General features: G+C 47.6%; 14 protein-coding genes. 1 reads left to right on the forward strand and 13 read right to left on the reverse strand.

Annotated elements, in window-relative coordinates; translation table 11 throughout:
• Positions 1-225 (forward strand): hypothetical protein (locus tag AB840_RS17755; RefSeq protein WP_048513596.1); only part of this gene is annotated, 225 nt, incomplete at its 5' end.
• 121 nt (positions 226-346) lie between these two features.
• Here the strand turns inward: AB840_RS17755 and smpB are convergent.
• The 13 genes from smpB to AB840_RS04300 form a co-directional block, all read right to left on the reverse strand.
• The gene (gene smpB, locus AB840_RS04240; protein WP_048513597.1) at positions 347-817 is read right to left on the reverse strand and encodes an SsrA-binding protein SmpB; all 471 of its coding nucleotides are present in this window, start codon (positions 815-817) and stop codon (positions 347-349) included.
• 12 nt (positions 818-829) lie between these two features.
• Positions 830-3,154 carry a ribonuclease R gene (rnr, locus tag AB840_RS04245; RefSeq protein WP_048513598.1) on the reverse strand — a complete coding sequence of 775 codons (2,325 nt, stop codon included), beginning with the start codon at positions 3,152-3,154 and terminating at the stop codon, positions 830-832.
• A gap of 99 nt (positions 3,155-3,253) precedes the next feature.
• Positions 3,254-3,490 carry a preprotein translocase subunit SecG gene (gene secG / locus AB840_RS04250; protein WP_048513599.1) on the reverse strand — a complete coding sequence of 79 codons (237 nt, stop codon included), beginning with the start codon at positions 3,488-3,490 and terminating at the stop codon, positions 3,254-3,256.
• 44 nt (positions 3,491-3,534) lie between these two features.
• A complete protein-coding gene (sigH, locus tag AB840_RS04255; protein WP_048513600.1) occupies positions 3,535-4,230 on the reverse strand; it encodes an RNA polymerase sporulation sigma factor SigH in 696 nt (231 codons plus the stop codon).
• Between the two features lie 10 nt (positions 4,231-4,240).
• Entirely contained in the window at positions 4,241-4,771 is a 531-nt protein-coding gene (locus AB840_RS04260; RefSeq protein WP_048513601.1) for an NYN domain-containing protein, read from the reverse strand.
• Positions 4,768-5,517: a 23S rRNA (guanosine(2251)-2'-O)-methyltransferase RlmB gene (rlmB, locus tag AB840_RS04265; RefSeq protein WP_048513602.1), complete on the reverse strand. Its 750-nt coding sequence runs from the start codon at positions 5,515-5,517 to the stop codon at positions 4,768-4,770. The genes AB840_RS04260 and rlmB overlap by 4 nt, the downstream gene beginning before the upstream one ends.
• Positions 5,514-6,005 (reverse strand): Mini-ribonuclease 3, encoded by a 492-nt coding sequence (locus tag AB840_RS04270; protein WP_048513648.1) that lies wholly within the window; start codon positions 6,003-6,005, stop codon positions 5,514-5,516. The genes rlmB and AB840_RS04270 overlap by 4 nt, the downstream gene beginning before the upstream one ends.
• Positions 6,002-7,447, reverse strand: coding sequence for a cysteine--tRNA ligase (gene cysS / locus AB840_RS04275; RefSeq protein ID WP_048513603.1), 1,446 nt, complete (start codon positions 7,445-7,447; stop codon positions 6,002-6,004). Before cysS ends, AB840_RS04270 begins: the two co-directional genes overlap by 4 nt.
• Positions 7,448-7,807: 360 nt before the next feature.
• Positions 7,808-9,265 (reverse strand): glutamate--tRNA ligase, encoded by a 1,458-nt coding sequence (gene gltX, locus AB840_RS04280; protein ID WP_048513604.1) that lies wholly within the window; start codon positions 9,263-9,265, stop codon positions 7,808-7,810.
• Positions 9,266-9,277: 12 nt separating this feature from the next.
• Positions 9,278-10,468 (reverse strand): 2-C-methyl-D-erythritol 4-phosphate cytidylyltransferase, encoded by a 1,191-nt coding sequence (gene ispD / locus AB840_RS04285; RefSeq protein WP_234984829.1) that lies wholly within the window; start codon positions 10,466-10,468, stop codon positions 9,278-9,280.
• Positions 10,469-11,662, reverse strand: coding sequence for a PIN/TRAM domain-containing protein (locus AB840_RS04290; protein ID WP_078791662.1), 1,194 nt, complete (start codon positions 11,660-11,662; stop codon positions 10,469-10,471).
• A 186-nt stretch (positions 11,663-11,848) separates the two neighbouring features.
• A complete protein-coding gene (radA, locus tag AB840_RS04295) occupies positions 11,849-13,231 on the reverse strand; it encodes a DNA repair protein RadA (RefSeq protein ID WP_048513606.1) in 1,383 nt (460 codons plus the stop codon).
• Positions 13,232-13,239: 8 nt separating this feature from the next.
• Positions 13,240-15,672: an ATP-dependent Clp protease ATP-binding subunit gene (locus AB840_RS04300; RefSeq protein WP_048513607.1), complete on the reverse strand. Its 2,433-nt coding sequence runs from the start codon at positions 15,670-15,672 to the stop codon at positions 13,240-13,242.
• Positions 15,673-15,705 lie beyond the last annotated feature (33 nt).

The following is a 15,705-nucleotide window of genomic DNA, read 5'->3' on the forward strand; positions in this document are numbered from 1 at the left end:
CAGCAGGACTGCACAGGACAAACCAGCGTACCATACCTGCCGCTGTTTTTTCCATATCGTATGCTTCATGGAATTCCCTCATTTCTGTTTGCTATCTATTTTGATATTAAAAATCAATTTACACTTGACATTATAGCAAACAGAAAAATTCCTTTCTACTCCATTCGGACACAAAATAATCCATTCCGACATTTATTTTTTAATCCCTCTATCAGCGGCACCTGACGCTTCTTGATACAAACTCAGCCACAATACTGTACACAAAAAAGGATTCAAAAGCTTGAAAAAAACCAAGTTTTTGAATCCTAATGATACGTCCTGTCCTGCTTTCACCCCAACCTGCCTGCTAGTATTGGCGTTCTTTCATGCGCCGCTCAATATCGCGCTTTGCTTCTTTTTCTGCCAATGCCTGCCGTTTATCGTAAAGCTTTTTTCCCGTTGCCAAGGCAACTGTCACCTTAACTTTTCCCTTTTTGAAATACAAATTCAACGGAATAAGTGTATACCCTTTTTCCTTGATGCGTCCCAGGAGCTTCAAGATTTCGTATTTATGAAGCAGCAGCTTACGCGTCCGAAGGGGATCATGATTGAATCGATTTCCTTGTTCATAGGGACTGATATGCATGCCCGCCAAAAAGACTTCACCATTGTCGATACGGCAATAGCTGTCCTTCAAATTCACCTTACCCTGCCGCAGGGATTTTACCTCCGTCCCCGTCAGTGCGATGCCAGCTTCATACGTTTCATGAATAAAATAATCATGCCGGGCTTTACGGTTATCCGTTATATATTTAACACCACTTGGCGATTGTGCCACAGCATATTCCTCCTACTTCTTTTTTGTTTTCTTTTTTTTGCGGCTTTTATCTTTTCTGCCGCGGCGGACTTTTTTATCTGCCTTACCATCTTTTTTCCCTTTTTTCATTTTTTTTGCCGCTGCCCCATTGGGCAGCCACGATGACGAGCCGCCTTCTTTCCGGCCGCTTTTCTTATGCCGCCGGTCTGCACTGGCCTGCATAAGCTGCTGCAGGTCTTCCAGCGACTCAATAACCCCCGGCACAAAATCGATTTCACATTTTTCGACGTTCACCTTAGCCAGCGTTACCTGCAAAGCATCTCCCAAATGATATACCTTGCCGCTAAGCTGTCCCCGCATAGTATAAGTTGCTTCATCAAATTCATACATATCATCTGTCAGAAGAGAAATATGAATCAACCCTTCAATGCCGTTTTCCAATCCGACAAAGAGGCCAAATGCCGTGATTCCCGTAATATGTGCATCAAAAGGCTGTCCGATAAACGGAACCATGTACTGCGCCTTTTTTAAATCATCCGTTTCCCGTTCCGCATCTACAGCAATGCGTTCTCTGGTACTAGCCTGATCAGCGGCCACAGTATGATAAGACAGGGACTGCTGGGCATCCTTCTCCTTCAGCTTGCCTTTTTCCTGATATTGTCGGATAAGACGGTGTATCATCAGATCAGGATAGCGGCGGATCGGTGACGTAAAATGGGTATAGCATTCAGATGCCAGGCCAAAATGGCCCGCATTGACCGTCGAGTACCGGGCCTGCTGCATAGAGCGGAGCGCGATGGTCTGTACAATCAATTCCGCATCGGTATGCTCCGACAGGGACAGCAGCTTTTGAAATTGTGCCGGCGTAGCATGCTCCGCATCGGGAAGGGGTAAATTAAAGCTGGCTAAGACCGTTCTCATCATTTCAATCCGTTCCGGTTCGGGGATTTCATGAATACGATAAACAGATGGATTTTCACTGTTCTGGAGGTATGACGCCACCGTTTCGTTGGCAATCAGCATGCTTTCTTCGACAATCTGCTCGGCAATCGTCCGTTCCCTTCGTTCGAGACGCAGCGGAATGCCTTCGGGATCCAAAATAATCTTGTATTCCGGAAAATCAAAATCGATAGCGCCGCGGCGCAGACGCATATTTTTCAAAATGCCTGACAGTTCTTCCATATTTCGAAGCATCGGCATAAACAAGCGCAGATCATCGGGAATAATATCATCGACAAGCGCTTTTTTGATTTCTTTATAATTACATCGACGCTTGATACAAATAACAGCCGGGCCGATATCAGCACGGATCACTTTGCCCTCCCTGTCAATTTCCATCGTACAGGTCATGGCGTAGCGGTCTGTTCCTGCATTGAGACTGCAAATACCATTAGAAAGAACCGTCGGCAGCATAGGAATAACACGATCCACTAGATAAACGCTGGTGCCACGGTTATACGCTTCGGCATCAATAGACGAGCCTGGCCGGACATAATAGCTGACATCGGCAATATACACGCCGAGACGAAAATGCCCATCAGGCAGACGGACTACATCAATAGCATCGTCCAGATCCTTGGCATCCTCACTATCAATGGTAATCAGGGGCCGATCCCGATAATCGCGGCGGCCGTCTTCCATAGTGACGGTCTTATCCAGTTTATCAGCAGCCTCCTTGACGTCGTCCGGGAAATCAAAGGGCAGGGCATGCCGTGCCATAATGACCTTGATATCCAAATCTTTATCGCCGTCATAACCGAGAATTTCCGTGATTTCCCCTTCTGCCTTACGGCCATCTTCAGGCCATCGATTAATTTTGACGAGGACACGGGCACTGGTACGGGCATTACAGATTTTATCCAACGGGATATAGATATCCTCACGAATTCGTTCATCATCCGGCGTGACAAAGCCGCATCTCCGTTCCCGGTCAAACGTGCCTACAATAGTCTTGTTGGCCCGCTCGACGATACTGACAACTTGTCCTTCCTGCTTGTGTCTGCCGCTGCTGCTCTGAATGATATGAACCACTACCTTATCATTATTCATCGCGGTATGACGGTTTTGCTCGGCAATATAGACATCCTCCTGCAAATCTTCGCTGATAACAAATCCAAAGGATGATGTATAACCTTTGTAGATACCGGTGATTTCCTGGGGATTTTTCGACGCTAAATAGCGTTCTCCTGCCACTCTCATGAGCTTTCCACTCCTCACTAATTCATCAAATGTCTCAAACAAGACGGCCAGCCGCTGACCGGAAATACAAAGCCGTTCTGCGCAGTCTTCCATCGTTGCTCCGCCGGGAGCCATGCTGCTGCATATATCTATTATATCATGAGAGAGTTGAAAATTCATATGAGTCCTCCAGTAGTTATAGGTTGTGCAATTATGCCGTCCGAACCGGCTGCCGGTGATGAAAAAAAGCCTGCGGCAACGCCGCAGGCTAACCGTTCTTTAAAAGGTATTCATCAATCTGCCCAAAAGCAATGTCAGAATTGCAAAAATAATAGACAAAACAATGGTTACCTTAGACAACAAAGCATCCATGCCCCGGGCTCTGCTGCCGAATAAATCGTCAGCGCCGCCGCCAAAGCCGGCACCCATTCCCTGAGTCTTGCTTTTTTGTGCCACAACGACACCGATGAGCATCAGTGCCAAAATGACGACTACGATTTCTAATACAGTGATCACGCTAATCCTCCTCACAAATCACACTTAACGGTTCTATTGTACACTTATTTGCCATTTCTATCAATAGCTTTTTTTCGTTTAGTTTCACCGTCCCGCGTTTCCAAGTATCGTTCCAGCTTGCGTTTAACGCGCTGCAGTGCATTATCAATCGATTTTACATGGCGATGCAGCTCCTGCGACATCTCATTATATGACTTCCCATCCAAATATGCCGTCAATACCTTCCATTCCAAATCACTGAGGATTTCATTCATTTTAAGCTCAATATCCATAAATTCTTCGCGGCTGATAACCAGTTCTTCCGGATCCGTTACACGGATACCAGCCAGAATGTCCTGCAATGTCCGGTCTGATTCTTCTTCGTAAATAGGTTTATTGAGAGAAACATACGAGTTAAGGGGAATATGCTTCTGCCGTGTTGCCGTCTTAATTGCCGTAATAATTTGCCGGGTAATGCATAGTTCTGCAAAAGCACGGAACGAAGATAGTTTATCACCGCGGAAATCCCGCGTCGCTTTGTATAATCCGATCATGCCCTCCTGAATGATATCATCCCGATCCGCACCGACAAGAAAATACGAACGCGCTTTTGCTTTAACGAAGTTGCGGTATTTATTGACAAGATATTCTGCGGCCTGACTGTCATGGCCTTCCTGCGCAATGCCTGCAATTTCTTCGTCTGTCAATCCTTTAAATCTTTCTTCATGATCATACACTTTAGCATTTGCCTCTGCCTGCATATTGCTACCTCTATTTTTTAGATCTGCGAATTTTTTCCAGCTTCTGCAATACATTTGCGTCCTGTACACGGTAAACGATTTCGTTACGGCTCTGACTGCCTTTCAGCACATTGCGGTGGTCGTATGCCGCCACTTCCTGGCGTACCCGTTCTACGTCTTCTGCTAACTCCCGCGCTGTAATGCGATACGCTCCCGTACCTAGTATCTGGTTCTGCTCCGGGCCATCCGATGTGGCAACATACACAATGCGCCGTTCGCCGCGCCGGCCATAGACAAGACGTTCAATGCAGCTGTCAGCTGTTTCTTCCTTATCCGTAAAAATAATTTCACAATCCCTGCCGATTTTCATGCTCTTTTCTGTTTCCTCAGTATACATGGCATCAAAAACAAGGATTAGCTGATATCCTTTTGATTTACCGTAACCGGCCATCGTATTGATAAACGTCTCGCGGGCATGATCCAACGATTCGTCTGCCAGTTTCTTTAAACTGGCCCAGGCAAAAATGATATTATACCCGTCGACGATGAGCAACTCCTTCATGGCGTGGTCGCCTGCCTCTGCCGCACGACCTCATACATCAAAAGTGCGGCGGCTACCGATGCATTGAGCGAATTGACCTGTCCAAACATGGGAATTTGTACCAATATATCACAGTTTTCCTTTACAAGATGGGAAATCCCCCGTCCCTCGCTGCCAATAATCAGCACGACCGGCTCTGTAAGAGAACTGTGAAAGTAATCCATTTCCCCCTCCATATCGGCACCAATGATCCAAAACCCCTGCTTTTTCAATTTCTTCAAGGTCTGGGAAATATTACCGATCTGAACGAGAGGCATGTATTCAACAGCACCGGCCGATGTTTTTCCTACTGTTTCATTAACAGGTGCACTGCGCCGTTTAGGTAAAAGCACCGCGTCAACTCCGGCACATTCGGCAGTCCGGATAATGGCACCCAAGTTATGAACATCCTCAATCCCATCCAGCAGCACCAAAAAGGGTACGCGCCTTGCTGCCTCACTATCGGCCAGCACATCCGTCAGAGACGCATAGGCTACAGGAGCAGCAAATGCGATGACACCTTGATGACGGTTTCCCGGAGCCAGTTGATTCAATATTTTATTAGGTACCTGTTCTACCAGAATATCCTTTTCCTGAGCCATATCCCGTATGCGCTGCAACGGCTGTGTGTCATTGCCGGCCGCAATATATAGCTTTGTAATAGACCGGCCGGCCCGCAAGGCCTCCGTCACGCTGTTCCGGCCTGTAATGATACTGTCTGTACTCATAGGTTATCTTTTTCTCCATGCTTTACTGCACAATATTCCTTCGTATAGGTGTACACTTGCTCCATCAGTTCTCCCAGACGTTCCGTTTTCTCCGCCATGACCAGATACCCGACCAGCGCTTCCAATGCCGTACTATCGTGATATTCGGAAACAGAAGCGCTTTTAGGCACCTGTGTATGTGCGTTTCGCGCCCGCTGGCATACCATTTTTTCTTCTTCCTGCAAATCATTCTTGATCTGACGGTACACATAGGCTTGCACCTTAGCCGATACAAATTCTGCTGCCAGCAGATGCAGAATCTGCACATGCGGAATTCCCGTATCGACAAGACGGTGCCGCAGATGGAGCGCGTAATACGCGTCGCCAACGAAAGCCAAAGAAATAGAATCAAGCCTGGCCGCCTCTTCTTCGGGCACCTCCAAATGTTCACCCCGGGCAAAAGCGGCATACGCCCGGCTTTTCACTGCTTGCAGTTGTTTAAATTTCACTTTTTCCAACGAGCTCCCTGCGGTGAATCCTCAATAGTAATACCCAGCACGGCCAATTTGTCCCGTATCGCGTCTGCCAGGGCATATTGCTTCTGCGCCCGGCATTCCTGCCGGATTTCCAGAATCGCATCCATCAGTTCATCATAATCCTTGCTGCTTGCATTTGCTTTTTGCCCTTCCCACCGTTCTTCCAGTATTCCTAAAATATCCGTCATCATTTTAAAAACTCGTTTAACTTCAGAAAGCACCGAAGGATCGACAGGAACAGCCGTATTCATAACGGCATCCTTATAAATGTTGACTTTTTTCGCCAAATCAAACATCGCGGCACTGGCTAATGCCGTATTGAAGTCATCACACATCGCATCTTCAAAGGCCTCTTCGTTCTTATGGGCATCTTCCAAAAGCTGCTGTGCTTCCGCTGACTTCGGACCGGCCGGCATTTTCAAAAGTTCCAGCACATTGTCAATAGACGTACCAAGCCGTTCGATACTACGGGTCGTTTCATTGAGCCGTTCGTCACTGAAATCCAGCGGGCTGCGGTAATGGTTGGAAATAAGAAAGAATCGCAGCGCATCGGGACTGTACAGTGCCAATACATCTTTTACAAGGAAAAAATTATTCAAGGACTTACTCATTTTTTCCGAATTGATCGTAATAAATCCGTTATGGAGCCAATATTTTACCATCGGTTTCAGACCCGTATAAGCTTCAGACTGGGCAATTTCATTTTCATGATGCGGAAAAATCAAATCACTGCCGCCGCCATGAAAATCAAAGGTATCTCCCAGATATTTATTGCTCATTGCAGAGCATTCGATATGCCAGCCAGGACGGCCTTTTCCCCACGGGCTGTCCCAGGAAGGTTCGCCCGGCTTAGCTCCCTTCCAAAGCGCAAAATCCATAGGATTATGCTTACGGTCATCCACTTCAATACGGGCACCGGCCATCATATCATCGAGACTGCGGCCGCTCAATTCGCCGTAATCGTCAAATTTTTCCACGCTGTAGTATACATCGTGATCAATCACATATGCATATCCCTTGGCAATCAGCTTTTCCACCATATGAATAATTTCCGGCATATGCTCAGATACACGCGGATATTTATCGGCATGCCGTACATGAAGAGCGTCCATGACTTCAAAATAGGAGGCAATGTACCGATTGGAAATGGTATCCCAGGAGACGCCTTCGCCGATAGCGGCATTGATGATTTTATCGTCTACATCGGTAAAATTCTGAATATGCGTCACTTCATATCCCAAATGCTCTAAATACCGCTTGATGACATCCCACGTAACAAAAGGACGGGCATTTCCCATATGGGAATGATTATACGGCGTAATCCCGCAGACATACATTTTCACCTGTCCCGGCGTTACCGGGGTAAACGGCTCTTTTTCCCGAGTAAGTGTATTATATACTTTCAATTCTCTCATAAGTTAACCTCCTTGAAATGACAAAAGGGCCACCATCCCTTTACAGAGACGGTGGCCCGCGGTTCCACTCTGTTTTTATGGCATTACCACCATAATCTCAAGGCATATAACGGATGCCTCCGAACCGGGCTACTCACTTCACCCAGCCTGCTCACAAAGGCAACTCTGCAGGTTTGCCGTCTGAATAAGCTCTCAGCCCCGTCCTATCCTCTCTGTAGTGCTCGTCTGCAGATCATTTTGATCATCGCATTGACATATTAAATATGTATATCGGAAACGCATTTTAATATATATTATTAATTAATATATATTGTATTATTTATACTAACTAATAAATCCCATTTTGTCAAGGTGTGGCTATTAAAACAGGTCACTCCGTTCCAACCGGCTGATCACTTTATCACGTCCCATAAGAGCCACGATCACGTTGAGATCAGGGCCGTGCATAACACCGGTAACAGCGACACGAATAGGCATATAAACAAATTTCCCTTTGACCTTCAGACCTTTTTGAATCTTCTTAAATAAAGGCTGTACCGTATCTGCCGTCACTTCATCAAGAGCCGCTAATTCGTCTCGGAACATACGCAGCACTGCCGGAGCTGTTTCTTCCTGGAGCACCGCCGCTGTTTCTTCATTTTCCGGCGCATAGTTTTCTGCAAAGAAAACAGAGGCTGCATCAACAATCTGCGCTCCGTACTGTACGTGTTCCCGCATAGCCCATACCATATCCTTGAGCCACTGCCCTTCTTCTGCCGCAGGCGCTGCCGACGCGTAGCCAGCCTTTTGTAAATGAGGCAGACATACATTCAACAGCTGCTCTGCGTCGAGCTGTTTCATGTAGTGGAAATTGATCCAATTCAGCTTTTCGATATCAAATACAGCCGGATTCTTTGCCACCCGGTCCAGCGTAAACTGTTGGTTCAACTCTTCCCTGCTGAATATTTCCTGATCTGTATCCGGTGTCCAGCCGAGAAGTGCCAGGAAATTGACAATAGCATCGGGAAGATATCCCATTTCTTTATACTGCTGAACAGAAGTAGCGCCATGACGCTTGCTCATCTTTTTTTTGTCCTTGCCCAAAATCAGAGACACATGCGCAAAAGTCGGCACGGTAAATCCCAAGGCATGGTACAGCACCAGCTGCCGCGGTGTATTGGACAGGTGTTCCTCAGCCCGGATAACATGCGTAATATGCATAAGAGCATCGTCTAAGACGACGCAATAGTTATAGACAGGAATACCGTCCGATTTAACAATAACAAAATCCCCGACATTATTGGAATCAAAGGAAACATGACCACGAACAAGATCATCCAATTCCAGGGTTTCATCCGGCGGCGTAGCGATCCGGATGACATGCGGGCGGCCTTCCTTCAGATACTGATCTATCATTTCCTTGGGGAGATGATGGCATTTACCGCTATATACCGGTGTTTTTCCGTCCTTCAGCTGTTCCTGTTTTTCTGCTTCTAATTCTTCCGGCGTACAAAAGCAGTAATAGGCCTTGCCTTCGGCAAGCAGCTTGTCTGTATACTGCTTATACAGCTCCAGCCGTTCCATCTGCCGGTAGGGTCCATAAGGACCGCCTACGTCTATCCCTTCGTCCCAATTGATTCCCAGCCATTTCAATGCGTCTTTAATATTTTCTTCTGATTCGCGGGTAGACCGCTTTCTATCCGTATCTTCAACACGAACAATAAATCTACCCTCCGTGTGTTTGGCGACAAGATAATTGAAAAGCGCCGAACGGGCACCGCCGATATGAAACGGCCCCGTCGGACTGGGAGCAAAACGAACGCGTACTTCCTGTGACATGAAAAATTCCTCCTATGCGTTTCTGTATTTAAGAACCATCGCTGCAGCCTGCGCTGCCATACCTTCTTCACGACCGACAAATCCCAAATGTTCTGTCGTTGTCGCTTTGACAGACACTGCCAGCGTATCAATCTGCAGCGCGTTAGCTATATTACTGATCATATGGGGCACATACTCTTTGATTTTAGGCCGCTGCGCCATGAGCGTGACGTCCACGTTAATAATGCGGCAACTGTTTTCAATAAGAATCTGCCGCACCTTTTCCAACAAAACCAAGCTGGAAATATTTTTAAATTTCGTATCCGAGTCTGGAAAATAGGTACCAATATCCTTAAGACCGGCCGCTCCAAGAAGCGCATCCATTACAGCATGCGTGAGAACATCTGCATCAGAGTGACCGTCCAGACCCAGACTGTACGGAACTTCAACGCCGCCGAGAATCAGCTTGCGGCCCTTAATTAAAGGATGGACGTCATAGCCGCTGCCGACCCTATGCTCCGTAGGGCCATTCATATAAAATTCAAGAACCGGCACATCATCCATGGTCGTGACCTTGTGATTCCGTTCATCCCCTTGGAGAATAACCAGCTTCTCTCCGATCGCTTCAACCAAAGAGGCATCGTCCGTTCCCGTAATATGATGCGCCTTGGCATATTCATGCGCCTTCAGCAATATATTTTTATGAAAAATCTGCGGTGTCTGGGCTGCAATAAGGCGACTTCGATCCAATGTCTGAACGCTCTGCGCCCCATGTCCTTCTGCCTTCTCCCGTACTTTCACTGTATCCTTTACGGGAATAGCATAAATAGCTGCATGCGCCGTTTCCATAACCGGAAGCGCATTATCGTACCATTCCGGACCGGCCAGGGGGCGTGAGCCATCATGAACCATAATGATATCTGTCATATCACTGGCAGCCATGAGGCCATTATATACAGAATCTTCACGCTCCGCACCGCCGAGCGCATATTTCACAGGCATCGCCGGGTGGAGAGCTTCTACAATTTTCACAATATCAGAATGATCATGTTCTGCATTGACAATAATGACTTCATCAACTGAAGCCGCAGCAAACACATGCTGCAGCGTATGTGCCAATACAGGCTTGCCGCAAAGCGGATAAAACAGCTTATTACGCTCGTAGCCAAACCGCCGGCCGGAACCGGCCGCTACGATAATAACAGAAACTTTCAAAAAATTCACCTACTCATCTGCAATTTTGACAAAAATCATACGGCCTGCCGATGTCTGCAGCACAGACGTAACCATGACAGGCACCGTCTCGCCAATATATTTCTGTCCATTTTCGACAACGATCATCGTACCGTCATCAAGATATGCGACTCCCTGGTTTTCTTCCTTTCCGGCCTTGACAATGAGAACATTCATTTCCTCTCCGGGAATACGTGCCGGCTTCAAGGCATTTGCCAAGTCATTGATATTAAGAACAACGACACCCTGAAGAGCGGCTACCTTGTTCAGATTATAATCATTTGTAACGACCTTGGCATTGATCTTGCGTCCCAGCCGTACAAGCTTGGAATCGACCCCTTGCACATCGTCAAAATCATCATTGATAATACGGACCTCGACATAATTATCCTCTTGCATTTGCTTGAGGATATCCAGACCGCGACGACCTTTATTGCGTTTCAGCAAGTCCGAAGAATCGGCAATAAGCTGCAATTCCTCCAGTACAAATACCGGTACCAGAAGAGGGCCTTCCAAAAATCCGGTGCTGCAGATTTCCGCAATACGTCCGTCAATAATCGAGCTGGTATCCAGCAGCTTGCCGGAAAAATCCGTATCCCGCCGCTTCGAGCTATGGTCTTTATTTTGCTTGCCGATGCGCAGGGATCCTGCGAGAGACATAATATCATTCTTTTTGCGGATAGCAATGCTCATACCGGCATACCCGAATACAATACTAAACACAATCGGCCCATATGCGCCGATAATAGGCAGTCGGGCAAACGCCAGCCCTATTAAATTAGCAATAATGAGTCCAAAAAGCAAACCCAGCGTTCCGACTATCAAATCCTGACTTTCAAAGTCACTCAGGCCCGTTTCAATACGATGGATCGCCGCCCAAATCAGCTTGAGAATAAACGGCGAAAGAATATATCCAACAAGGATGCCAACAACCGCGCCGGCAATATACGAAACTACCGTAATCAAAGTTGTCCCAAAAATACTGCCGTGAGAAAAACTTCCTTCTATTTCCGCATTAAAAAACGGTGTCATAACTATCTGATCAACCAGCATGACAAAAATGACAGCCATAATCAACATGATAATACCTTTCATAATATTATCTGCTATTTTGCCGCCATTAAATTTCTTTGGTCTTTTAGTTTTTACTGTATCGCCCTGATCTGATGCATATTTATCATCCACAACAAACATCCCTCCTTTATGCCAATCCCATGATAACTATATAACTATACCATATTTCATGATAATAAACCACAAAAAACAAGAAACTCTAATAAAAATTTAACCAAAGTTTACGTATGTACAACCATAGCCGGTACATAAAAAAACAGTTCCTGCAGAATAAACCTTCTCCTGCAGAAACTGCCATTACGTTTTCTGAAACGCTGCTTCCATAGCCTCCTGTAGGGTTGCCACTCCGATCAGACGGCAGCGGGAAATATCAGGGCCCTTCATATCATCCATATTTCCTTTCGGCAGAATAAAGGTACGAAATCCCATTTTAGCAGCCTCTTTGACCCGGCGCAGGGCATGAGGCACGCGGCGTATATCTCCCGTGAGTCCCACCTCGCCCATAACCACGGTCTGACTGTCCATCGACATATCCCGCAGGCTGGAAAATATTGCCAGCGCCACAGGCAGGTCGGCAGCTGTCTCAGTAATGCGCAGACCGCCGACAATATTGATATAAACGTCCTGTGTTCCCAGCGGCACGCCAACACGTTTTTCCAACACCGCCAGTAAAATGATGAGACGATTGTAATCCATACCAGAGGCAGTCCGCCGCGGCACGGCAAAAACAGAATGCGTGGTCAGAGCCTGTATTTCTCCCAGCAGAGGCCGCATACCATCCATCACGGCCGCGACCGCCGAGCCAGCCTGATCGGCCGACCGTTCGGACAGCAGAAGCTGTGATGGATTGGCCAGCTCGGCCAGCCCTTTTTCATTCATCGTAAACAATCCCGATTCATTGGTTGAGCCAAACCGGTTTTTAATTCCCCGCAGGATACGGAATTGGTAGTTCCGTTCTCCTTCAAAGTACAATACAACGTCTACCATATGCTCCATCATGCGGGGACCAGCAATAGCACCCTCTTTCGTCACATGTCCGATTACCACAACGGGAATGCCCATCGTCTTGGCAAAAGTCATGATACGGCTCGTACCTTCCCGTATTTGTGCCAGACTGCCCGGCGTTCCTTCAATTTCACGGCTGTACATAGTCTGAATGGAATCAATGATGACCAACGCCGGCCGGCGCTGCTGCGCTTCCCGTAAAATAGCATCCAGCGACGTATCCGCTTGAATGACCAGTTCCGGCGCGTCAATCCCTAAACGGTCTGCCCGCAGCTTGATCTGACCAGCCGATTCCTCGCCGGAGCCATACAAAACAGTTCCGGCCCGTTGGCAGACAGCTGACGCCATCTGCAGAACCAAGGTAGACTTACCGATGCCGGGATCACCGCTCAACAAAACCAACGCGCCCGGTACAATGCCGCCGCCAAGGACCCGATCCAATTCTCCGATCCCCGTTTCGATGCGCTCCATTTTTTCCATTGCAATCTCCGGCAAAGATGCCGGTTTAGCAGCTTCTCCGCCACGCTGTACGCTTTGACTTCCCTTCGGCACTTCCGGGAGAGCTTCTTCCTCCGTCATCGTATTCCATTCACCGCACTGCGGACACCGTCCCAGCCACCGGCTGGAAACACTGCCGCAGTTTGTACATACATACCGAGTCTTCACTTTCACCATAGTACTTCCTATTCTGTCGTAAAGACAAGTTCCTTTTTATCCAGGCTATCCACGTGAATCGTGTTTCCTTCCTTTAAACTGCCGCCCAGCAGCATTTCCGATATAGGATCTTCGACCAGCTTTTGAATTGCTCGTTTCAGCGGCCGTGCTCCGTAGGCAAAGTCAGTTCCCTGCATTACAAGAACATCATCTGCTCCGGTAGTCCATTCCATTCTAACGCCTTTTTCACTCAGCCGTTTTGTCAAATCCTCCAGCATAATCGACACGATATGCCGCAGATCATTTTTTTCCAGCGGTTTAAAGACAATAATTTCATCAATGCGGTTTAAAAATTCCGGACGGAAGAACCGGCGCACGTCATTCAAAATTTCCTTCTGCGCTTCTTTAAAAGCCACTTCCCGATCTTTTGCCGAGTCAGCACCGGCCGCAAAGCCCATCACAGGTGCGCTTGGTTTCAAATGAGAGGCACCGAGATTGCTGGTCATAATAATTACCGTATTGCGGAAATCAACAGTCCGTCCCTTGGAATCCGTAAGCCGGCCTTCGTCAAGAACCTGCAGAAGCAGATTGAAGAAATCACTGCTGGCCTTTTCCACTTCGTCAAAGAGAATGACGCTGTATGGTTTTTCCCGTACCGCATCAGTCAGCTCACCGCCTTCTTCATACCCTACATAGCCGGGAGGCGCTCCAACCAGACGGGACACACTATATTTTTCCATAAATTCGCTCATATCAATACGAATCATGGCTTCCTGGCTGCCAAACAGCTGCCGTGCCAGGGTTCGTGCCAGTTCCGTCTTGCCAACGCCGCTGGGGCCGAGAAACAGAAAGGACCCAATAGGACGGTTTACATCCTTCAAGCCGGCCCGCGCCCGGCGAACCGCCTTAGATACCGCCGTGACGGCATCATTCTGACTGATGACCCGTCTGTGCAGTTCCTCTTCCAAATGGAGAAGGCGGTGCGATTCCGTTTCCGTAATCTGCTGCACCGGGACGCCGGTCCACATGGAGACAACATCAGCAATATCATTTTCTGTCACAATCAGTTTGGCATCATCCTGCTGCTTACGTTCCTTTTGCAGCGTCGTAATTTTGTCAGACAATTTTTTTCCTTCATCACGAAGAGAAGCGCATTTTTCAAAATCCTCACTAGCCAGTGCCGCTTCCTTTTCCTTATTCACATCAGCCAGCTTTTGTTCTATTTCCTTCAAATCATGGGAAGGGGCATATACCTTCACGCGAATTTTAGAAGCTGCCTCATCCATGACATCAATAGCTTTATCCGGCAGATACCGGTCCGAAATATACCGTGAGGACAGCTTGACAGCCGCTTTTACAGCTTCGTCAGTAATCCGGGCCTTGTGAAAAGCTTCGTAACGATCCCGCAATCCGAATAATATTTCTTCAGCATCGTCTTCAGAAGGTTCGCCCACAAGCACCGGCTGGAACCGGCGGGCCAGGGCCGCATCCTTTTCAATATATTTTTTGTATTCATCAATGGTTGTGGCCCCGATGCATTGCAGATCCCCCCGGGCCAGAGCCGGTTTCAAAATATTCGCCGCATCCATGGATCCTTCCACGGCACCGGCACCAATGAGTTGGTGCAGCTCGTCAATGAACAGCAGCGTCGTTTCATCCTTCTGCAGAATATCAATCACCTTTTTGATCCGTTCTTCAAACTCGCCCCGGTATTTCGTACCGGCAACAATACTGGCGATGTTCAAAGAAAAGATGTGTTTATCCAAAAGAATATCCGGCACGTTCCCCATGATAATACGCTGTGCCAACCCTTCGGCAATTGCCGTTTTTCCTACGCCGGGAGCTCCAATAAGAACAGGATTATTCTTGGTGCGGCGGCAGAGTATCTGAATAACTCTGTCAATTTCCACACTGCGGCCAATAACAGGATCGACCTTTCCCTGCCGGGCCAATTCGTTCAAATCATTGCCGAATTCAGACAGATCAATAGCCCCGCTTTGCGATGCTTCCCCTTCTTCTTCATCAAAGAGGGAATTTCCCATCATTTCACTCAATCTTTGTGCCACTGTATCGGGATGAATATCCATCCCCTCTAAAATCTGCAGTGCCATACCGGTTCCCTCGCGCAGGATGCCGGCCAAAAGATGCTCTGTACCGACGTAATTTTGTCCCAGACGATTGGCCTCGCTGACGGCTAATTCCATCGTGCGTTTCGTCCGCGGCGTTAGGCGCAGTTCCGTTGGCACCGTTTTGCCCAGTCCGATCGTCGTTTCAATAGCCCGGCTGACATTTTCATTGGTCAAACCCAGCTGCGTCAGCAGCTGGCCTGCCAAGCCGCTTGTATTCAACACCAGCCCCAACAATATATGTTCAGTTCCTACATAGTCATGACGGAATTTTTGTGCCGATTCCTGTGCATAACGGAGAACATTTTTTGCATCATTCGTAAATCTGTTGTACATAGTATCACTTCCTCACTGATAATAAGTATAGTA

This window comes from Megasphaera cerevisiae DSM 20462, from assembly GCF_001045675.1.
Classification (GTDB): domain Bacteria; phylum Bacillota; class Negativicutes; order Veillonellales; family Megasphaeraceae; genus Megasphaera; species Megasphaera cerevisiae.